Origin of the sequence: Phaeacidiphilus oryzae TH49 (assembly GCF_000744815.1) — a bacterium.
GTDB lineage: Bacteria > Actinomycetota > Actinomycetes > Streptomycetales > Streptomycetaceae > Phaeacidiphilus > Phaeacidiphilus oryzae.
Genome location: NZ_JQMQ01000005.1, coordinates 1,213,767 through 1,234,890 on the forward strand (window position 1 = coordinate 1,213,767; position 21,124 = coordinate 1,234,890).

Consider the following 21,124-nt stretch of genomic DNA (forward strand, 5'->3'; position numbering starts at 1 on the left):
CAGTCTCATCGCGCGTTTCCCCCGGGGCGGTTGAGGTCAATCGCGCTGGAGCTTACTACTTCGCCGACCGACAGTTCGAGGCCCGCGTGAGCGCGCAGCGCCGTCGGCGGCGCGCTGCGGGCGCGCGTGGGGGGCGCGCGGAACTGCGGCGCGACCGCTTCCCGCGCGCCCATCTCGGGCTCACAGCGGGTCCACCCGGACCCGGGGGCGCAACTCCTCGTAGACGCCCGCGTCGTACCCGCCGGCCACCGGGCTGGCGACCGCGGCGGCGCTGAGGGCGACCGCGTCGCGAACCCGGTCCTGCCAGGGGAGACCGCGGGCGACCCCGCGGGAGAGGGCCGCGACGGCCGCGTCCCCCGCCCCGGTCGCGTTGCCGTGGACGACGCGCGGCGGCGCCGCCCGCCACGCCCCCTCCGGGGTGACGGCCAGCATCCCCTCCGCGCCGAGCGAGACCACCACCGCCCGGGCCCCGAGCGCCAACAACCGCTCGGCACCGGCGAGTTCGCCGTCGCCGTCGCCCGCGACCCGGCGCAGCTCCGCCGCGTTCGGCTTGACCAGGTCCGGTCCGGCCGCGAGACCCGCCGCCAGGGCCTCCCCGTCCGCGTCCAGCAGCCACGGCACGCCCGCCGCCCGGGCGTCCGCGCCCAGTTGGGCGTACGCGTCGCCCGGGGCCCCCGGGGGCAGCGAACCGCAGAGCGCCACCGCCCTCGTCCGCGCCAGCAGTTCGCGGTAGGCGGCCCGGAAGCGCGTCCACTCCCCCGCGGCCACCTCGGCGCCCGGCTCCCACAGGCCGGTGGCCTCGCCGCGCTCGGTGGCGACGACCGCCACCGTCCGCCGGGACTCCGCGGTCACCTCGGTCAGCGCCTCGGGAACTCCGGAGGCGGCCAGTTCGTCCCGTATGCGGCGGCCGGTGAGCCCGCCGGCGAGGCCGGCCGCCAGCACCGGCTCACCGAGGGCGTGGAGGACGCGGGCGACGTTGACGCCCTTCCCGCCGGCCCGCTCGCGGACCGAGCGGACCCGGTTCTCCTCCCCCGGCCGGAGTTCGGGAAGGTGGTAGCTGACGTCGAGGGCGGCGTTGGGGGTCACGGTGAGGATCACGGCACCCAGCGGATCATCGCGCCAGTCTGTCCGGCAAGCCCTCGGAGCAAACGTCCCCGGGTGGACATCGCGTGGAAATTCGCCGCCGCCGCAGTGCGTACCGCGTGTGTGACATGCGTTGAACAAGGTGCACAAAGGGGGCAGTTGCCCGAAAAGAGAAGTCTACTTGTGTCGCCCCGACCACAGTAGCCGCTCTACCCCCCCACACCCTCCACGAACGTGACTGTCCGTACAACTGCCCATGGAGTAACTTTCGATTCCCCGTGTTGTCGACGGTGCCGTCTCAGTCGATAGCCGACCCCACCCACCGTGTCCCGAGGAGCAAGAGGTTGCGCGAGTACTCCGTACCGCCCCTGGCGGACCCGCTGCGCACGGGCGGCCTTGCCGACTCGGTCTTCGAGGTCGCCCAGACAAGTCCGGACTTCGTCCAGCTCTCCCGCCGGGTCGGCGAGGGGGACGACGCCGTCTGGCAGGACGTCACCGCCCGTGAGTTCCGCGACCAGGTGGTGGCCGTCGCCAAGGGTCTCCTCTACCAGGGCATCGGATTCGGCGACCGGGTCGCCATCATGTCCCGCACCCGGTACGAGTGGACGCTCTTCGACTACGCGCTGTGGACGATCGGCGCCCAGGGCATCCCGGTCTACCCGACCTCCTCCTCCGAGCAGGTGCGGTGGATCCTCGCCGACTCCGGCGTGGTGGCCTGCCTGGTCGAGCACGAGGACCACGCGATGACCGTCGGCGCCGTCGTCGAGGCGGTGAACCTCCGCCAGATCTGGCAGCTGGACGCCGGCGCAATCGAACAGCTGATGGCGGACGGCCGGGCCGTACCGGACTCGGTCATCGAGCAGTACCGGCGGGCGGTCACCCCCGACCACGTGGCGACCATCATCTACACCTCGGGCACCACCGGCCGCCCCAAGGGCTGCGTGATCACCCACGGGAACTTCGCGGCGGAGTGCGACAACATCGTCGCCCGCTACCACATGGTCTTCAGCAAGAAGGCGTCCGAGCCGCCGGCCACCCTCCTCTTCCTGCCACTGGCGCACGTCTTCGGGCGCATGATCGAGATCGCCTGCTTCCGCGGCGGCGTCAAGCTCGGGCACGAGCCCAGCCTCTCCGCGACCACGCTGATCCCCTCGATCGCGTCCTTCCGGCCGACGTTCATCCTGGCCGTTCCGCACATCTTCGAGAAGCTGCTGACCAAGGCGCGGCAGGCGGCCGAGGAGTCCGGCAAGGCCGGCGCGTTCGACCGGGCCACGGCGACGGCGCAGAAGTACAGCGAGGCGCTGGAGCGGCAGGCGTTCGGCGAGGGCTCCGGGCCGGGCGCGGCCCTGCGGCTGCAGCACCAGCTGTGGGACAAGCTCGTCTACAACAAGATGCGCACGGTGCTGGGCGGCAAGGTCCGGTACGCGATGTCCGGCGGCTCCTCGATGAGCCGGGATCTCGGCCTCTTCTTCCGGGGCGCGGGGATCACCGTGATCGAGGGCTACGGGCTGACCGAGACCTCCGCGGCGGCCTGCGCCAACCCGCCGGACAAGATGCGCTGCGGTACCGTCGGCATCCCGATTCCCGGCACGGAGATCCGGATCGCGGACGACGGGGAGATCTGGGTCCGCGGCGGGCAGGTCTTCGCCGGCTACCTCAACCAGCCCGAGGCGACCTCCCGCACGCTGCACGGCGGCTGGCTGGCGACCGGGGACCTCGGGACGCTGGACGAGCACGGCTATCTGGAGATCACCGGCCGCAAGAAGGAGATCATCGTCACCAGCGGCGGGAAGTCCGTCTCGCCGTCGGTGCTGGAGGAGCGGGTGCGGGCGCATCCGCTCATCTCCCACTGCCTGGTGGTCGGGGACGACCGGCCGTTCATCGGGGCGCTGGTGACGCTGGACCAGGAGGCGCTGGCGCATTGGCAGCGCACCCGCGGAAAGCCGATGCTGGGCCCGCTGGAGGCGCGGAACGACCCGGACCTGCAGGCGGAGATCCAGCGCGTGGTCGTGACGGCGAACACCGCGGTGTCGCGGGCGGAGTCGATCCGGGCGTTCCGGATCCTGCCCACGGAGTTCACCGAGGACCAGGGGCTGTTGACGCCCTCGCTGAAGCTGCGGCGGGCGGCGATCCTGCGGCTGTACGCCGCGGACATCGAGGCGCTGTACACCCAGCCGGCGCTGAGCTAGCCGCCGGCTGGCCCGCGGGCGACCGCACCCGGCGCGTCAGCCACTCCACCGCGGACGACCGGCGCTGCGCGTCGGCCCGGCGTCACCCTCGGCGGCACCGCCGGAGCGGTCCGGGGCGGACGGGGCGCTGGGTGCCCACTGCCGTGCGGTGGACACCCAGCCGGTCACCCGCTCGCGGGCGTGCCGTCAACGGGCGTGCGCCCGCGGTGCGAGGGCCGCTCCGCCCGATTCGTCACCCCGGCTGGTTCGTCGCACCGGGACTCGGGGCGGACGAGGTCACGAAGTCGGTGCAGTTGCTGTCGGTGTCGGCGCCGTCCGGGGAGCGGACCGTACTCTGGCCGGTGGGCGGTGTGGGGGCCGTGCAACTGGTCTGACCGGAGGCGGTCCTCCCCTGGAAGCCCTCGGCGAGCCACGGGTCGACGAGGCTCCCGTAGTCGAGGCTGTCCGCGACCAGACCACGGGCGTCGCGCAGCACCATGGCGCCCCCGCCGGTGGAGAGCGCCGGACCGCCGAACCACTGGTCCGGCGCCGGCGTGCCCTGGTAACCCGCGGCCGTCACGGCGCCGTCGACGACCGGCGTGTCCACCGGATGGGCGGCGGCGAGGGGGCGGTCGAGGGTGATCCCGCTGCCGAACGGCTGCACGGGCTCGTTGCTGGAGTGGGCGAACCGGGTGGCCGGGGTGAAGCTGACGCCCGTGCCCCGGTCGCTGAACGGCAGGTTCGAGGAGTGGGCGAACTTCAGCGGAGAGGCCAGGGTCAGCCCGGTCCCGTCCGCGCCGGCGGTGCCCACGGAGGTGACGGTGACGTTCTCGGTCCGCGCCCCGATGTCCAGGCGGATCCGGTCTCCGGCGCTGATGCCGCCGGTGGAGCCGACCTTGAGGTCGGTCGCGCCCGCCGGTGCGGCCGCCGCGAGCGAGTCCTGCCTGCCCGGCGTGCCGACGGCGGTCACCGTGGCGGTCTCCGCGTGGTCGCCGTACCCGATGGTCAGCTTCTGCCCGACGGTGAACCCGGTCGTGCTGGTGACGGGCACGTTGGTCGAGCCCGCGGGCACGGTGAGGGGACCGTCGGGCAGGGGCTGCCAGAGCGGAGTGGTGGCGTTCGCCCTCGTCGGGTCGGTGAGCACGGTCGCGTTCCGGCCGTTGCCCGAGGAGTCCACGACGGTCGGGCCGGAGTCCTCGTCGAACTTGTAGGAGGCCACGTTGCCGGCACCGGCCTGCCCGCCGGCCAGCGCGGCGATGTCGGCCGCCGAGAGCGCGTGGTCGTAGATCTGGAAGTCGTCGACCGTGGCGCTGAGGTACGGGTCGGCGTACTGCGAGCGGCCGATCCGGTTCTGGTCGGTGACGCCCAGGCTGGACGGGCTCAGGGTCATGTCCGGGTTGGTCGCCACCAGGTTGCCGTTGAGGTAGAGGCGGCCGGTGGTGCCCGAGAGCGTCACGGCGACGTGCGACCAGGTGTTCAACGGCAGTTGGCCGCCGCCGACGAGCCGCTGCTCGTTGGAGTTGCCGCTCTGGGTGATGGCGAACCAGAGCCCCTGTCCGCCGCCGTCCACGGAGAGGTACATGTTCACCGTGGTGCCGGTGCCGAAGTCGAAGACGCGCGACCAGGTGCTGTCCGCCGAGGGGTTGACCCAGGTGGAGATCGTGTAGTCGTGGAGACCGCTGACGATGCCGTTCGGCAGCGCCACGTAGTCGCCGTTCCCGGAGAGCCGGAGCGCCTTGCCGATCCGGCCGGCGACGCGCGGACCGGTCGCGCCCGTGTCGGTGACGGCGGTGATGGTGCGGGTCTCGGCGCTGGGTCCGGTGCCGATCTGGACCTTGTCGCCCACGCTGAGCCCGGTGACGCTTCGCAGGTAGACGTCGCGGTCGCCGACGGCGGCCGGCGCGGCCAGCCCGGAGGGGGAGAGGCCGAGGAGGTAGTGCCCGTGGGCGGCGAGCCTCGTTCCGGCCGGGACGGTGATCGTCGAGGAGACCGCCTGCTGGGTGGGGTGCTCGGTCAGCGTCCAGCGGGACAGGTCGACAGGCCTGTCACCGGCGTTGTAGAGCTCGATGAACGAGTCGGTCTGGTCGGTGCCGGTGCCGATCCGGAACTCGTTGATCTTGACGGGGCTGGTGTCGCGCACCCGCTCGGTCGTCCTGTCGCTCTGCCGCCCGCCTCCGGTGGGCTCGGTCCAGGCGGCCCTGCCGACGAGATCGCCGTTGAAGGCGGTCAGACCGGAGGTGACCTTGAAGGTGGCACTCACCTCCGCTCCGGGCGCGACCGAGTCGAAGGTCTTCGAGGCGTCCTCGGTTCCGTCGACGACAGCGCTCCAGCCGGCGGGCGCGGACAGACCGAGCCGCACTCCGACAGCGGGCGTGCCGGCGGTGTTCGTGAAGGTCTCAGTGACCTGCCGGCTCTCGCCGGGCGCGAACGTCTGGACGCCGGGTGGCGTGCCGGTGGCGCCCGCCGGGACGAGGGCCAGCCGCTGGGCGCCGTACCGCGCCTTCACGATGTCGGCCTGGACGGCCTGGTCGGTGGCGTCGCTGGGGTAGCCGGTGGTCAGCACCCCCTCGTAGAAGGTGCCGGCCGAGCCGTTGCTGTTGTCACCGCCGTTGCCCAGCACGATGGCGCCCTGCTTGCGCATCGGGTCGTAGCTGGAGTCGACCCGCTGGCCGTCGTACATCGTGGTCAGGCCGCCCTGCTGGGAGTCCCCGCCGAGACTGGCCCAGTGGTGCGGCTCCCCCTTGGCGACCGCGGTCACGAACCGCGAGGTCATGTTGGGCAGGTCGGAGCAGAGCTTCGAGGTGCTGCCCGGGTTGACGCAGCCCACCAGGTTGTTCTCCTGGTCGGTCATGACCCATGGCCCCGGGGCGTTGCCGTGGTACCAGGCATTCGCGTTGCCGAAGTAGGAGGTCTCCATGGTGCCGTTGCCGTCGTCGTGGCTGTCGATCTCGGCGTTGCCGTAGTCGAAGCAGCAACCCGAGTTGTAATGACGGCCGTTGACCACCCAGTACATCCCCTCGGGCTGGTCGTCCACGGCGATGCCCCGGGTGTCGTCGTCGCGCAGGCCCATGCCGGGCTCGATCAGGACGCCGTAGACCTTGTGCCCGGAGACGGTGACCGGAGCCATGTCGGCGACCGGCAGGTTGTCGGCCCCTCCCATCGCCGGTCCGCTGAACGCCCCGCGCGGGGCCTGGGTGAGGTCGTTGTGGTGGGGCGACTGGTCGTAGATCTTCGTGATGAGGCAGGTGGTGTCGGCGCAGAACGCGTCCTGGGCGGCCGCGTCGGCGTATCCGCCGGCGTCCCGCACCGGCGTCGCGCTCGGCGGGACGACACCGATGTTCTTGACCCTGCCGTCCGACAGTCGCCGCACCTGGTAGAGCGGCCCGTTGTAGTGGGCGTAGAGCGCCCGGGTCGTGCTGTGGGCGGCCGCGCACGGGGTGCCGCCGGCCGCGTAGATGTCGCACGGCCCCGCGGGCCGGGCGGGGGCCGTCGGGCTGGCGACGGCCGGGGAGGTCAGGGTGAGCGAGAAGCTCACCAGGGCGAGTACGGCGGCCGCGAGCACGGCGAGTGCTCTGCGCCGAATCCAGGTGGTACCGGGTCTGAACATGATCGAGATCAACTCCCGCGTCGTTCGGTCGACTGACGAAGGGTGAACCACGGCTGTTCCCAGCCCGCCCCGCTCGGCGGGGGCGAGCCTTCCGCGCTGTCCCGGAGGGCACGACGGCATGGCAGCGGCGAGGACCGCCATGGGCGGCCCCACACGATTGTTAGCGCTAACATTCCGTCATCGATCATTCACGCTACGGAGGCGCGCAGGGAGCGTCAAGGTTTCTCACATGATGTGTGAGGGACGCGGTGGCGCCAGCGCGTCGCGCGTGACGGGACGGCCGAGCGGGGCGGCGGGTTCAGGCCCCGGCGGCTGCCGCGAAGACGGGGAGGTAGCCGAGGGACTGGCCGGTGCGGGTGGGGTGGTAGGAGGTCTCCAGGGGATAGGCCACGGAGTGGAGCCAGGGCTGGGAGGAGCAGACCTCGTGGCCGGTGAAGGCCCGGCGGACGTCGGCGTAACGGAAGCCGGCATGGGCGGCGGCTGCGGCGATGACCGCGTCCAGGCGGTCCGCGGCCGTGTTGAGGGCCGCCCGGGAGGCGTCCGCGATGCCGAACGGGCAGTCGCCCGGCCGCTGGTAGAGGTGCGGGTAGCCGAGGACCACGACCCGCGCGGCCGGCGCGGCGGCACGGATCCGGCGGTACAACTCGGCCAGCCGGCCCGGCAGCTGACGGTCGATCAGGCCGTCCGCAGCGGTGACCGCCTTCCCGCAGGCGGCGTCCCCGTGGAGGACGCAGCTCTCCAGGGTGTCGGCGAAGCCCGCGTCGTTGCCGCCGGCGGTGAGGCTGATCAGCGCGGTGCTCGGACGCAGGGCGCTCAGCTGGGCGGTCTCCACGGAGCGGGTGGTGGCACCGAGGCAGGCCACCGAGACGAACGGCGTCCCCGGATGGGAGGCCGCCCACAGCTCGGGGAAGGCGCTCGTACTGCGCTTGCACGCCCCGCTCGCCGGGTCGTACGCCCCGGCGCCGACCCCCGCCGAGTAGGAGTCCCCCAGCGCCACGTACCCGGTCGGCGCCGCGGCCGCCGAGGCGTTCGGCGCCTGGGCCGGGCCGAGGAGCGACAGCGCGGTCGCCGCGGCGACCGCCATGAGCAGGGCCCGGACCCGCATGGAACCTCCCGAGTGGTGACGACCGGTCGTCGACCACCTCACCCGGTTCCGGGGCCCACGATCCACTGGATCCGCCCGCATTCCGGCCTTCGGGTGAACCCACTCACCCGAACACGGGACATTCGCCCCTAACGGGAGGGTATGGGGGTCTCCCTACCCTTGGCGTGTTTTGTTCTGCGACCGCCGCCCCGGAGGCAACCGATGTCCCCACCCCCCGAGAAGGGCCGCCTCGATCCCCAGCTGGCGGTCCCCTGGGCGGTGATGGGGCTGCTCGCCCTCGCCGACCTGTATCCGGTCACCGAGGGCGGACTGCTGCCGGTCTTCGCCGCCGGGCCCGCGCTCGCGGCCGCCTCCGGCGGTCCCCGGCGGGTGTTCGGCGCCGGCGTCACCGCGGGCGCGCTCTGCCTGTGGATGGCCGCGGTCGGCGGCCTCCTCGGGCACACCCGGGTGTACCTCGCGCTCGCCGCGATCCTCGCCGTGACCCTGGCCGGCGCCTACGCCGCGACCGTGCGCCGGCGGACCGAGGCGGAGCTGTGCCAGGCCCGCACCCTGGCCGCCACCCTCGAACAGGTCCTGCTGAACCCGCCCCCGGCCCGGCTGGCCGGGCTGACCCTGGCCGCCGGCTACGACTCGGCGGCCCGCGCGGCCCGGATCGGCGGGGACCTCTACGAGGTCGTCCCCGGGCCGGCCGGGACCCGGATCATCGTGGCCGACGTCCAGGGCAAGGGCCTGGACGCGGTACGGGGGGCCGCGGTCGTCCTGGCCGCGTTCCGCGAGGCGGCCCCCTACCTGGACCGGCTGGACGAGGTGGCCCGGCGGATCGAGCTCGCGCTGGAGCGGCACACCGACGGCGAGCGCTTCGTGACGGCGGTGCTGGCCGAGGTCGGTCCGGACGGCAGGGTGCTGCTGCACAACCACGGCCATCCGGAGCCGCTGGTCCTGCGCGCGGATGGGCGGCTGGAGCCGGCCGCGCCCGCGCTGCCGGGCCTTCCGCTCGGCCTGGGCAACCTCATCGCGAACCCCGGGCGGGAGCCGGAACCGAGCCCGGCGCCGCCCGGAGCGGTCGTCCCCGGCGAGACCATCCTCCGGCTCGGCCCCGGTGAGCGGCTGCTCTTCTACACCGACGGCCTCTCCGAGGCGCGGGACAGCGACGGGCGGTTCTACCCGCTGCTGGAGCGGGCGGAGGCGCCCCTCTCCGTCGCCGATCCCGAGCAGGCCCTCTGGGAGCTCCGCGCCGACGTCTGGAAGCACACCCGCTCCAGGCCGACGGACGACTCGGCGCTGCTGCTGGTCGAGTTCGGGGCGGCTCAGCCGGCGTCCTCGTCCGCACCCTCACCCTCGCCGGCGCCGGCGTCCGCTCCCGCGCCGGCGCCCGCACCCGAGTCCGCACCGGCGTCCGAGTCCGCGCCGGCGTCCGCGTAGAAACCGGTGAGCGCCGGCGCCACCGCGTCCGGCTTGAGGAGGTGGGTCTGGCCGGGCAGGGTGCGGTGCCGCGCGGTGGGGATGGCGGCGGCCACCGCGGCCGTCGCCGAGCGCATCCAGTGCGGGCTCTTCCCGCCGTCCATCACCAGCACCGGGATCCGGATGGCGGGCCACGGCGCCTCCCCCAGCGGCCGGCCGGTGGAGTGCGGCGCCACGACGGCGAGGTCGTACGGCAGGGTCGGCGCGACGGCGGTGAGCTTCCGCCAGACCGGGAGCAGCCGCATGACCGCCACGGCAGGCGCGGGCGTGCCGACCCGGCGCAGGAAGAGCCGGACGGCGTCGCCCCGGCGGCCGGTGTCCACGGCCGTCCGGACCCGGGAGAGGAAGTCGGCGTCGAGCGGCTGCCCCGAGCCGTCCACCACGAACGGGGCCTCGTAGACGGCGAGGCGGGTGATCCCGGGCAGCCGACCGGCCGCCTCCAGGGCGAGGGCCGCCCCGGAGGAGATCCCGTAGACCAGGGCCTCCCCGCCGGCCTCCTCGATCAGGGCGGCGAGGTCCTCGATCTCGCGCTCGACCGCGTACGGCCGGGTGTCCCCGCTCTCGCCGCGCCCCCGGCGGTCGTAGGTGTAGACCGTGTACCTGGCGGCCATCCGCTGGGCCAGGTCGGCGCCGGGGCCGAAGGCCCGGTGGCAGAGGGCGCCGTCGACCAGCAGCAGCGGCGGCCCGCTGCCCTGCCGCGAGTACGCGATGCGGGTGCCGTCCTTGGAGACCACCTGTCCCCTGCCGGTGCCTTCGCTCATGCCGCCGCGCCTCCGTCCCTCGGGCCGGTCCCCCGCCGAATGGGGAGACGCTACGCCGGCGCCGGAGTCATCGCCCCGGACTGGAATCCTCCGCTTCCTCCCGGACGAGGTGCACCAGGCAGCCGGCGTAGTCGTCGGCGGGCAGCGTCAGCGGCAGTCCGCGGCTGAGGAGGACGGCCCCGTGGTGGACCCGGCCGGAGTCGGCGTCGCGGTAGCGGGCGTCCGGTTCCAGGCCCCGCAGCGGCAGCGGCGGTTCGGGATGGGCGTAGTGCCGCGCGCGGCGGTAGGCGAGGACGGCGGTGCCGGCGCCGTCCGGGGCGAGGAACTGCACGGCGCCGAGCTCCTCGCCGGGCGGGCGCAGCCGGTACCGCAGGCCGTGCTGGACCAGCGGGCGGATCCGCTTGTACGCCGCCACCAGCTCGGCCGCCCGCGCCAGCTCCCGTTCGCTCCAGCGGGTGAGGTCGCCGCCGATGCCGAGGACGCCGGCCATCGCGACGTGGAAGCGGAAGTCCAGCGGGAGTCGGCGGCCGGTCAGCGGGGTGGGGCTGTCGGTGACCCAGGCGGCCATCGCCCGGGCCGGGTAGAGCCGGGCGAAGCCGTCCTGGATGTGCAGCCGGTCGGCGGCGTCGGTGTTGTCCGAGGTCCACACCTGGTCGGTACGGGAGAGGATGCCCGGGTCGACGCGGCCGCCGCCGCTGCAGGACTCTATCCGCAGGCCGGGGTGGTCGGCGCGGAGCCGGTCGAGGACGGCGTAGAGGTGCTCGACGTACTCGTGCCACAGCCGGTCGGCGCCCTCGGGGCCCGCCTCGGGCCAGCCGGCCTCGCTGAACGGGCGGTTCATGTCCCATTTGAGGAAGGAGATCCGGTGGCGGGTCAGCAGTCCGTCCAGCTGCCGGTGCACCCAGTCGGCGACGTCCTGCCGGGCGAGGTTGAGGACCAGTTGGTTGCGGTGCTCGCTGCGGCGGCGGTGCGGCTGGTGGAGCACCCAGTCGGGGTGGGCGCGGTAGAGCTCGCTCTCCCGGTTGACCATCTCCGGCTCGACCCAGAGGCCGAAGTCCATGCCCAGCGCGCGGACCCCGTCGATCAGCGGGTCGAGACCGTCCGGGAAGCGGTCCGGGTTGGGGTGCCAGTCGCCGAGGCCCGCGTGGTCGCCGGTGCGGGCGCTGCGGCCGGTGCCGAACCAGCCGTCGTCCATCACGAAGAGCTCGACGCCGAGCGCGGCCGCCTTGCCGGCCAGGGCGAGCTGTCCGTCCAGGGAGAGGTCGAAGCCGGTGGCCTCCCAGGAGTTGTAGAGCACCGGGCGGAGCTCGTCGGGGTGCGGCAGGGCGTGCCGGAGGAGGTGCCGGTGCCAGGCGCGGGATGCGGCGCCGAAGCCGCCGTCGGTCCAACTCCCCGCGCTGACCGGGGTGGTGAGGACCTCGCCGGGGGCGAGCCGCCGGCTGACCGGGTCGTGGCCGGAGCCCGCGCAGAGCACCGCCCGGTCGGCGGGGGTGCGTTCGGCGGTGAGCCGCCAGGTGCCGCTCCAGGCCAGGGCGCAGCCCCAGACCTGGCCGTGCTCCTCCCCCGCGGTGCCGTCGTCCAGCATCGCCCAGGGGTTGGCGTGGTGGCCGGTGATGCCCCGGCGGCTGGTCAGCACGGTCTCGCCGTACGGCAGGACGGCCGTGTGGAGGCGGGTCTCGGCGGCCCACCGGCCGTGCGCCTGGGTGAGCCGGTAGTCCCGCTGCCGGGGCGGGACCCAGCTCGCCGAGTCGGCGCGGACCACGGTGATCGGCTCCTCGCCGCCGGCCGCGGCGCCGGTGTGCCGCAGCACCAGGTGACGCTCGATCAACTCGCTGTCGTGGTAGAGGCGGTAGTGGCTCTCGACGGTCAGCGGGTAGTGGCGGTCGGCGAAGCGGAGGACCAGCTCGACGCCGTCCGCGTGGTCCGCCGTCTCGGCGCCGAGATGGCGCAGCTCCAAGTCCCTGGTGCCGTCCGGGAAGCGGACCTGGAGCTGGGCGTGGCCGAAGCGGAAGGCGGCGGCCGGGGCGAGGTCGAGCGGCGCCTCGGTGTCGTCCTCGAAGGCGCGGCCCGGCGGCAGAGGGTCGTCGAGGAGGGAGAGCGCCTGCTCGTCCGTCAGCCGCGGTCCCCAGTGGAGGTTGTGCAGCCGGCCCTGGTCGTCCAGGTGGAGGACGTAGCCGGTCCGGGCGGTGGCCAGGTTCCAGAGGCGGTGGGCGGGACGGGCGGTGACGGAGGCGCGCCGGGGGGAGGACGGCATGGGGCCCTTTCGCGTGTCGCGTGCCACAGGGAGGACCGGCTGATCGGCGGAACGGCTGATCGGCCCATCGACCGACCGGCGCCCATCGTAGGCGGCCGCCGGGCGCCCGGCGGCCGCCTCGATCGATCTCCTCAGCCCCTGACCAGCGCGAGCACCTCGTCCCGCAGCGCGGCCATCGCCGGCCGGTCGCGGGCCTCGACGTTGAGGCGGAGCAGCGGTTCGGTGTTGGACGGGCGGAGGTTGAACCACCAGTCCCGGCCGGCGACGGTCAGCCCGTCCAGCTCGTCCAGGGTCACGCCGGGGCGGCCGCTCCAGGCCGCGCGGACCGCCGCGATCCGCTCCGCCTGGTCGGCCACCGTGGAGTTGATCTCGCCGGAGGCGGCGTAGCGCTCGTAACGGGCCGTCAGCTCGGAGAGCGGGCGCGGCTGTTCGCCGAGGGCGGCGAGGACGTGGAGGGCGGCCAGCATCCCGGTGTCCGCGTTCCAGAAGTCCCGGAAGTAGTAGTGGGCGGAGTGCTCGCCGCCGAAGACCGCGCCGGCCCGGGCCATCTCGGCCTTGATGAAGGAGTGGCCCACGCGGGTGCGGACGGGGATCCCGCCGGCCTCGCGGACCACCTCGGGGACGGTGCGGGAGGTGATCAGGTTGTGGATCACGGCTGCCCCGGGGTGCTCGGCCAGTTCGCGCGCGGCGACCAGCGCGGTGACCGCCGAGGGCGAGACCGGTTCGCCGCGCTCGTCGACCACGAAGCAGCGGTCCGCGTCCCCGTCGAAGGCCAGGCCGAGGTCGGCGCCCTCGGCTCGGACCCGGGCCCGCAGGTCCACGATGTTCGCCGGATCCAGCGGATTGGCCTCGTGGTGCGGGAAGGTGCCGTCCAGCTCGAAGTACATCGGGACCACGGTCAGCGGCAGCCCGGCCAGCACGGTGGGGACGGTGTGCCCGCCCATCCCGTTGCCGGCGTCGACCACCACCTTGAGCGGGCGGATCGCGCCGAGGTCCACCAGGGAGCGGAGGTGGGCGGCGTAGTCGGCCAGGGTCTCCCGGGAGGTGGTCCGGCCCCGGGGCCCGGCGGCCGGCTCGGGGCCGCGGCCGGCGTCGAGCCACTCCTCGACCAGGGCCCGGATCGCGGCCAGTCCGGTGTCCTGGCCGACCGGCTCGGCACCGGCCCGGCAGAGCTTGATCCCGTTGTACCGGGCCGGGTTGTGCGAGGCGGTGAACATCGCGCCGGCCAGGCCGAGCGAGCCGGAGGCGAAGTAGAGCTGGTCGGTGGAGCAGAGGCCGATCTCGGTGACGTCCGCGCCCTGGGCGGTGGCGCCCCGGGCGAAGGCGGCGGCCAGGCCCGGCGAGGACGGCCGCATGTCGTGGCCGGTGACGATCGCCCCGGCGCCGGTGACCCGGACGAAGGCGGCGCCGAAGAGCTCCGCGGTGGCCTCGTCCCAGTCGTCGGGGACCACCCCGCGAATGTCGTAGGCCTTCACCAGGCCGGAGAGGTCCGCTACGGGGGCGGTGTCGCGGTCAGTGGCGGCGGTCATCGCCGTCTCCTTCTCGTTCAGGCTCGGACGAGCCACAGCGCGGTGTCGGCGGGGAGGGCGTCCCCGTCCAGGGGGCCGCTGCTCAGCACCAGGTGACCGGTCAGGCCGAGCCCGGCGAGCCGCAGCGGCTCCGGGCCGAGGTTGACCACGCAGGTCAACTCCCCCCGGTGGAAGGCGAGATGAGCGTCGCCGGGGGCCGAGAGCCAGGTCGGCGGGGCGGCCGGGTCCGGCGCCGGGTGCGCTCGCCGCAGCCGCAGGGCCTCGCGGTACAGCGCCAGCGTCGAGTCCGGGTCGTGCAGTTGGGCCGCCACGCTCAGCCCGGCCCAGTCGGCCGGCTGCGGCAGCCAGGCGGCCTCGGCCGGCGCCGTGCTGAAGCCGTACGGCGGCTCTCCGCCGGACCAGGGCAGCGGAACCCGGGCCCCGTCCCGGCCGCGCTCGGTGTGTCCGGAGCGCTCCCACAGCGGGTCGCGGATCCGCTCCACCGCCACCTCGGCCTGCGGAAGCCCCAGCTCCTCGCCCTGGTAGAGGTACGCGGAGCCGGGCAGCGCCAGCATCAGCAGCGCGGCGGCCCGGGCGCGGGCGAGCGAGCCGAGGCGGGTCGGCGGGCGGACCGCGTCGTGGCTGGAGAGCAGCCAGGTGACGGGGCTGCCGGGGACGGCGAAGGACTCCTCGATCACCCGCCGGAGCTCGCCGGCCCGCCAGGGCGCCTCCAGGAAGGCGAAGTTGAAGGCCTGGTGCATCTCGTCCGGCCGGATGTAGCGGCTGAGCCTGCCGGGGTCGAAGACCGCCGACTCGGCGACCATCACCCTGTCCTTCGGCTCCACCGCGCCCGGCGGCGCGGGGTGGGTGTCCAGCAGGGCGCGCCACTCGCGGTAGAGCGGGTGGAGCTCCTCCTGGTCGTAGTACGGCATCAGGTGGTTGCGCAGCGGGTCGGCGTGCTGGTCCGGCCCGGCGTCCGGCAGGCCCTCCGCCTTGAAGAGGGCGTGCGCCACGTCCACCCGGAAGCCGTCCACCCCGCGGTCCAGCCAGTGGCGCAGCACGCCGTCGAAGGCCTCCCGGACGCGCGGGTCGCGCCAGTTGAGGTCGGGCTGCTCGGGGGCGTGGAGGTGGCAGTACCACTCGCCGTCCGCATCGACCCGGGTCCAGGCGGGGCCGCCGAAGGCCGATCGCCAGTCGTTGGGCGGGAGTTCGCCGTCCCGGCCGCGGCCGGGGCGGAAGAGGTAGCGCTCGCGTTCGGCGGAGCCGGGGCCCGCCGCCAACGCGGCCTGGAACCAGGGGTGCTGGTCCGAGGTGTGGTTGGGCACCAGGTCGATGATCAGCTTGAGGCCGAGCCGGTGCGCCCGGGCGGTCAGCCGGTCGACGTCCGCCGCCGTGCCCAGATCCGGGGCGACGCCGGTGTAGTCGGCGATGTCGTAGCCGCCGTCGGCGAGCGGGGACGGGTAGAACGGGGTGACCCACACGGCGTCCGCGCCCAGGTCGCCGAGGTGCTCCAGGCGGGCGGTGAGGCCGGGGAGGTCGCCGACGCCGTCGCCGTCCGAGTCGGCGAAGGCGCGCGGGTGGACCTCGTAGCACACCATCGACTGCCACCAGCTCATGCGCCCGTCCTCCCCCTCGGCACGGCCTGCTCGGTGCCGGTGTCGGCGGCGATCGTCGCCGCCTCGGCGACCGCGACCGCGCTCAGGCCGGCGGCCGCGGCGGCGACCGGACGGGTGCCCTCGCGGGCGGACCGCACCAGGTCGGCCAGCGCGGCGCGGACGCTCTGCGCGTACACATACGGCTTGCGTGGCTCGCCGCCGAGGTCGAGGACGGCCCGGACCTGGTGCGGGACGGTCCGCTCCTCACCGCGCCCGCGGGCGGGTGCGGCCGACCCGGCGTTCCGCTCGACGCGGACCGCGATCCGCTCGCCGCCGTGCGGGGTGAAGCCGTCGACGGCGAGCAACTCGGTGGCCCGGGCGGGCAGTCGCTCCCAGAGCTCGGCCCCGGAATCGTCCACCCAGGCGGAGATCTCCCCGTGCACCGGAATCCACCCGGTGATCCGGGTCTCCGCGAAACCGTGGTCCAGCCGCATCAACTGCCGCTCGGCGCGGTGGGCGTGGGTGAAGGAGTGGAGGTGGGAGGCGAGGACGCCGCCGGGGTGGAGGACGTCCGCGCTGACCATGTCGACCGGGCCGCCGCCGGGGCGGGACGCGGCCGTGGCCCGCACGCTCAGCGGGTCGGAGCCGATCAGCGCCCGGGCGGCGTCGAAGAAGTGCACTCCGTGCTCGACGAAGATCCCGCCGGAGTGCGCCCGGTCCCAGAACCAGTGGTCCGGGCCCAGGTCCTGGTCGGCCGCGTCGTTCTCGAAGAGGAAGCGGCGCGGGGGCGCCAGCAGGCCCTCCTCGGTGAGCCGGGCCACCGCCCGCAGCAGCGGGTTGTAGCGCAGGACGTGGTCCACGACCAGAGCGCGGCCGGCCCGGCGGGCCTCCTCGGCGACGGCGGCCGCGTCCGCCGTCGTGGTGGCGAGGGGCTTCTCGCAGAAGACATGGCGCCCCGCGCGCAGTGCGGCGACGGCCATCGCGGCATGGGTCGCGGGCGGCGTGGCGATCAGCACGGCCGCCACGTCCTCCCGTCCCAGCAGCTCGTCGAGGGAGCCGAGGGCGGGGACGCCGTGGCTGCCGCCCAGCCGCTCGGCGCGTTCCCGCGAGGGGTCGGCGACGGCCGCCAGGCGCAGGCCCGGCAGGCCGGCCGCGGCGTCCAGGACGAACTCCGCGAATCCGCCGCAGCCGACCAGGCCGATGCCCAGCGGCTCGGGCGCGGGGGCGCCGCCGGTCATGCCGTGCGCTCCAGCAGGGCGACGCCGATGTGGGCGTCGGCCATGCCGTAGAAGACGTACAGCTGCCCGTCGATCTCCTCGATGGCGGTCGGGAAGACCACGTTGGGGACGGTGCCGGAGCGCTCCTCCTCGGTCTCCGGCGCCATCAGCGGCACGTCGGAGCGGCTGAGGACCCGGGACGGGTCGGCCGGGTCGAGGATCATCGCACCGGCGGCGTAGGAGACCTTCTGGTTCTGCGCCCAGGGGTCCTCGATGGAGCCGGAGACGCCGTGGTGGATCAGCAGCCAGCCCTCGGGGACCCGGATCGGGGCCGGGCCGCCGCCGATCTTCAGCGACTCCCAGGGGAACTCGGAGAGGGCCAGCAGCCGGTGCTGCCGCGGCCGGGCCAGCGCGCGGATGTCCGCCTCGACCTCGGCCGCCGGGACGTAGGAGATCCAGATGCCGGGCCGCTCGTCGGTGACGCCGGCCGGCAGGTGGACGCCCTCGCCCGGACGGAACCAGCCCAGGTCCCACATCGGCCGGTGGAGCATGGCGTACGCCGGCTCGCCGTCCGGGCCGGGGACCGGCTCCGGGAAGTGGACGACGTCCTTGTTGGGGAAGAGGTTGAGGTCGGTGTCCAGATCGGGCTGGTAGGCGAACTGGATCGGGCCGAGCCGGGTCCAGTCGGTGAGGTTCTCCGAGACGGCCAGCGCCGGCTTGGGGCCGAGCGGGCCGTAGGCCACGTACGACATCACGTGCTTGCCGAGGGACGGGACCCAGGTCACCCGGGGGTCCTCGACGCCGGCGTTGTTCTTGCCGCGCTCCCAGCCCTCGTCGGGGGCCAGGACCACGCCGCGGCGCCGGACGCCGTTCGGGACGCCGTCCCCGTCGAAGACGACCTCGGCCAGGCCGACCCGGGACACGTTGCCCTCGGCGACCAGCCGGGGCAGCAGGTGGAGCCGGCCGTCGGGGGTGCGTCCGGAGGCGGGGTTGAGGACGCCCTCGACCTCGTTCGCCTCCCCGGCGAGCGGGGACATCACCACGCCCTTGCGCACCAGGCGGTAGGGGATGCGGACGGCGCCGTCGGTGGTGCCGGCGGCGGGGGTGTTCTCAGCGGTGGTGCTCATTCGGGGATTCAGCCCTTTACTCCGGAGTCGATGTCGGTCGAGGTGAAGTGGCGCTGGAACAGCACGAACAGGGCCACGGCGGGGACGGCCAGCACGCAGGCGCCGGCCAGCAGGGCGCCGGCCGGATTCGACACGGTCCCCTGCAGGTTGGAGAGGAAGCTCGCCAGCGAGACCGCCAGCGGCTCCATGGTCGACTTCTTGGTGACCAGGAACGGCCAGAGGAACTCGTTCCACGGGCCGATGAAGGTGAGGAGCAGCGCGGTGAGGACGGCCGGGCGGGCCATCGGCAGCGCGATCCGGAAGAGGATTCGCAGCTCGCTTGCGCCGTCGATGCGGGCCGCCTCGAAGAGCGACTGGGGCATCGTCAGGAAGAACTGCCGGAAGAGGAAGACCGCGGTCGAGTTGATCGCGAACGGCAGCATCATCCCGAGGTAGTTGTCGCCCAGCCCGTAGTCCCGGACCACCAGGACGTACAGCGGCAGGGTGAGCAGCTGGAACGGGACCATCTGGACCAGCAGCAGCACCGCGAAGACGGTGCCGCGCCCGCGGAAGCGGAGCTGGGCCAGGGCGTAGCCGGCGAGGAGGCCGAAGACCAGGGTGCAGACCAGCACCCCGATCGTCATGATCCCCGAGTTGAGGAGCGAGCGGCCGAGCGAGATGGCGCCGTTGATCGCCGAGTAGTTGCCGCCGGTCAGCCCGGTGGGGACGGCCGAGGAGAGGTCGCCGGCGGTCGTCCCGCGGAACGAGCCGACCAGCATGTAGTAGAAGGGGAAGAGGAAGACCAGCGCGCCCAGCGAGAGAAGGACGTACTGGGCGATCCGGCCCGGGCGGACCCGCCGGCGCGGGCGCGGGGCCGGCGCCTGGGGCTGCGACTGCGGCGACTGCGGCGGCGACTGAGGCTGCAACTGCGGCTGCGGCGGCTTTGCGGAGGCGGTCATGTCAGTTGCCCCTCTCGGTGAACTTGCGGGCGGCCAGCGAGACGACCAGGACGAAGGCCACCAGCACCACGCCCAGCGCGGCCGCGAAGTCGGGGTGGGCCTGCTCGATGCCCTTCTGGTACATCAGCAGCACCGGCGAGACCGAGGAGTTGTCCGGTCCGCCGCCGCCGGTCAGCAGGTAGGGCTCGCTGAAGAGGTTGGCGCCGGTGATGATCGCGTAGATGGCGACCAGGGTGGTGGCCGGGCGCACCCCGGGCACGGTCACGGTGAAGAACTGCCGGATCCGCCCGGCGCCGTCCACCGAGGCCGCCTCGTACAGCTCGTTGCCGATGTTCTGCAGCGCGGCCAGGTAGAGCATCACGAAGAAGCCGAGCTGCTTCCAGGTGACGAAGACGGCGATCATCGGCATCGCCAGATGCGAGTTGACCAGCCAGGAGGGGTTCGGCGCGAGCGGGCCGAGGAGGTGGTTGACGAAGCCGTCGCTGCCGAAGAGGAACTGCCAGACCGCGACCAGCGCCACGCTCGCCGTCACGTACGGCACGTAGTAGGCGGCGCGGAAGAAGGACCGGAAGCGGATCTTCGCGTTCAGCGCGGTGGCCAGCACCAGCGAGAGCCCCACCGTCAGCGGGACGTTGATCACCAGGAAGACCAGGATGTTGAGGAAGGCCTGGCCGACCACCGGATCGGTGAAGACGTCGCGGTAGTTGGAGAGCCCCACCCAGGGCGAGTCGACGTGGGTGCCCGGGGCGGTGAAGTAGAAGCGGTGGAAGGAGATCCACACCGTGTAGACCAGCGGCACGGCGAAGACGAAGACCACGAACAGCGCGTACGGGGTGACGAAGAGGGCGCCGGCGCGGGAGCCGAAGCGGCGCCGCCCGGCGGAGGCGGCCGCGCGGGCCGGCGTACCGCTGCCCCGGACGGCCGGGGCGGACTCGAGGTTGACTGTCATCACTGGCCCTCGTACTCGTTGAGCAGCTTGTCGATCTGGGACGAGGCGTCGCTCAGGGCGGCGTCGGTGGACTCCCGGCCGAAGATCACCGACTTCGTCCAGTCGTCCCTGAAGGCCTGCCAGATGTCCACCGAGCCGGGCACGTTGGGCACCTCGATGACGTGCCTGGCCTGCTCGGCGAAGGCCTTGTAGGTGGGGTTGGCCTTGAAGTAGGAGGCGTAGCGGGTGGTCAGGTCCTCCCGCATCGGCATCTGCCCGGTGGTCTGCAGGAACCGGCCGTCCTCGGCGGAGGAGGTGGCGAACTTCAGCAGGTCCCAGGCGGTGGCCCGGTTCCGGCAGGCGCTGAACATCGCGGCCGACTTCTCGTCGCTGAAGGTCGGTTCGGTGGCACTGCTGCCCTTCGCCGTCGGCACCGGGACCACACCGAGGTCCACGCTGTCTTTGTAGGCGGCGATCGCCCAGGGACCGACGGTCGCCATAGCCGCCTTGCCGTCCGCCAGCGAGTCGCCGGGGTAGGCCTCCTGGGGAGCCAGCTTCTCGGCGTAGAGCTCCCGCCAGAAGGCGGCGACCTGGCGCCCGGCCGGGTCGTCGAAGTCCGCCCTGCCGTTCTCCACCAGTTGCCTCCCCCCGCTGGCGGCGGCGAAGGCCGGGTAGAAGTCGTACCAGGGCTGGAAGAAGTCGCTGCTCGGCGAGGGCCAGATGGCGGCCTGCGCGGCACCGCTGCGGACCAGCTTGCGAGAGGTCCGCAGGAACTGCGAATAGGTCGACAGCTGAGGGTGGTTCGGGTCCAGCCCGGCCTTCCCGAAGAGCTTCTTGTTGTAGAGGATCATCACCGGATTGCTCTTCCACGGGAGTTGGTAGAACTTCCCGTCGGTGGACCGGTACTGGTCCGCGAGCGCGCCGGAGCGCCGGGCTATGTAGGCGTCGCCGTCCGGGAAGTCGCTGAGCGGAACCAGGCCGTTCTGCTTCTGGAAGGTCGGCACCGCGGCCGGCGAGGTGTTGAAGACCAGGCAGGCGCTGGTGCCCGCGATGATCGAGGCGCTGATCGCCTCCTCAGAGGTCTTCCCCGCGGGGATCTGCTGCGCGGTCACATGCTGGTCCGGATGGGCCTTGTTCCAGGCCGCGACCATCGCGTCCCCCCACTGCACCTCCTGCGCGTTGTTCGACAGCCAGATCGTGATCGGTCCGCGCGCCCGGTCCGCGGTGGCCGCGTCCGGGCTGGTCCGCGCGCAGGCGGTGGCGGTGCCCGCGAGCGTCGCCAGCACGAGCAGCGCGTACGCCGTTCTCCTCAGCATCACTGTTCTCCAACTGTGCACGCCCGGCCTCGTCGCCGGACGGGAATCCCCCGCTC

The 21,124-nt window shown here is 73.6% G+C and carries 14 protein-coding genes; 2 read left to right on the top strand and 12 right to left on the bottom strand.

Annotated elements, in window-relative coordinates; all coding sequences use genetic code 11:
* Positions 1-180 precede the first annotated feature (180 nt).
* A complete protein-coding gene (locus tag BS73_RS09750; RefSeq protein ID WP_037571123.1) occupies positions 181-1,098 on the bottom strand; it encodes a 1-phosphofructokinase family hexose kinase in 918 nt (305 codons plus the stop codon).
* A 329-nt stretch (positions 1,099-1,427) separates the two neighbouring features.
* Between BS73_RS09750 and BS73_RS09755 the strand changes: the two genes are divergently transcribed.
* On the top strand, positions 1,428-3,272 hold the full coding sequence (locus BS73_RS09755; RefSeq protein WP_037571126.1) for an AMP-dependent synthetase/ligase: 1,845 nt from the start codon (positions 1,428-1,430) through the stop codon (positions 3,270-3,272).
* A gap of 232 nt (positions 3,273-3,504) precedes the next feature.
* Here the strand turns inward: BS73_RS09755 and BS73_RS34560 are convergent, their stop codons facing one another.
* Both BS73_RS34560 and BS73_RS09765 read right to left on the bottom strand, forming a co-directional pair.
* Positions 3,505-6,858: an arabinofuranosidase catalytic domain-containing protein gene (locus tag BS73_RS34560; RefSeq protein WP_084703940.1), complete on the bottom strand. Its 3,354-nt coding sequence runs from the start codon at positions 6,856-6,858 to the stop codon at positions 3,505-3,507.
* A 298-nt stretch (positions 6,859-7,156) separates the two neighbouring features.
* Positions 7,157-7,963 (bottom strand): SGNH/GDSL hydrolase family protein, encoded by an 807-nt coding sequence (locus tag BS73_RS09765; protein WP_037571129.1) that lies wholly within the window; start codon positions 7,961-7,963, stop codon positions 7,157-7,159.
* A 201-nt stretch (positions 7,964-8,164) separates the two neighbouring features.
* Here BS73_RS09765 and BS73_RS09770 point away from each other — a divergent pair, with 201 nt between their 5' ends.
* On the top strand, positions 8,165-9,385 hold the full coding sequence (locus tag BS73_RS09770) for a PP2C family protein-serine/threonine phosphatase (RefSeq protein WP_063836954.1): 1,221 nt from the start codon (positions 8,165-8,167) through the stop codon (positions 9,383-9,385).
* Here the strand turns inward: BS73_RS09770 and BS73_RS36005 are convergent.
* From BS73_RS36005 to BS73_RS09815, 9 genes are all read right to left on the bottom strand, one after another.
* Complete coding sequence (locus tag BS73_RS36005) at positions 9,271-10,185, bottom strand: alpha/beta fold hydrolase (protein ID WP_084703941.1); 915 nt, start codon at positions 10,183-10,185, stop codon at positions 9,271-9,273. The two genes, BS73_RS09770 and BS73_RS36005, sit on opposite strands and share 115 nt — an antisense overlap.
* Positions 10,186-10,252: 67 nt before the next feature.
* On the bottom strand, positions 10,253-12,439 hold the full coding sequence (locus BS73_RS09780; RefSeq protein WP_037571132.1) for an alpha-galactosidase: 2,187 nt from the start codon (positions 12,437-12,439) through the stop codon (positions 10,253-10,255).
* Positions 12,440-12,570: 131 nt separating this feature from the next.
* Entirely contained in the window at positions 12,571-13,968 is a 1,398-nt protein-coding gene (locus BS73_RS09785; RefSeq protein WP_051939761.1) for a phosphomannomutase/phosphoglucomutase, read from the bottom strand.
* 17 nt (positions 13,969-13,985) lie between these two features.
* A complete protein-coding gene (locus BS73_RS09790) occupies positions 13,986-15,563 on the bottom strand; it encodes a glycoside hydrolase family 13 protein (RefSeq protein ID WP_037571135.1) in 1,578 nt (525 codons plus the stop codon).
* On the bottom strand, positions 15,560-16,780 hold the full coding sequence (locus BS73_RS09795) for a Gfo/Idh/MocA family protein (protein WP_037571137.1): 1,221 nt from the start codon (positions 16,778-16,780) through the stop codon (positions 15,560-15,562). The genes BS73_RS09790 and BS73_RS09795 overlap by 4 nt, the downstream gene beginning before the upstream one ends.
* Positions 16,777-17,886 (bottom strand): glycoside hydrolase family 130 protein, encoded by a 1,110-nt coding sequence (locus BS73_RS09800; RefSeq protein WP_051939762.1) that lies wholly within the window; start codon positions 17,884-17,886, stop codon positions 16,777-16,779. The genes BS73_RS09795 and BS73_RS09800 overlap by 4 nt, the downstream gene beginning before the upstream one ends.
* Before the next feature lie 8 nt (positions 17,887-17,894).
* Positions 17,895-18,824, bottom strand: coding sequence for a carbohydrate ABC transporter permease (locus tag BS73_RS09805; protein ID WP_084703942.1), 930 nt, complete (start codon positions 18,822-18,824; stop codon positions 17,895-17,897).
* Between the two features lies 1 nt (position 18,825).
* On the bottom strand, positions 18,826-19,773 hold the full coding sequence (locus tag BS73_RS09810; protein WP_037571139.1) for a carbohydrate ABC transporter permease: 948 nt from the start codon (positions 19,771-19,773) through the stop codon (positions 18,826-18,828).
* On the bottom strand, positions 19,773-21,068 hold the full coding sequence (locus BS73_RS09815; protein ID WP_037571141.1) for an extracellular solute-binding protein: 1,296 nt from the start codon (positions 21,066-21,068) through the stop codon (positions 19,773-19,775). The genes BS73_RS09810 and BS73_RS09815 overlap by 1 nt, the downstream gene beginning before the upstream one ends.
* Positions 21,069-21,124: the final 56 nt, after the last annotated feature.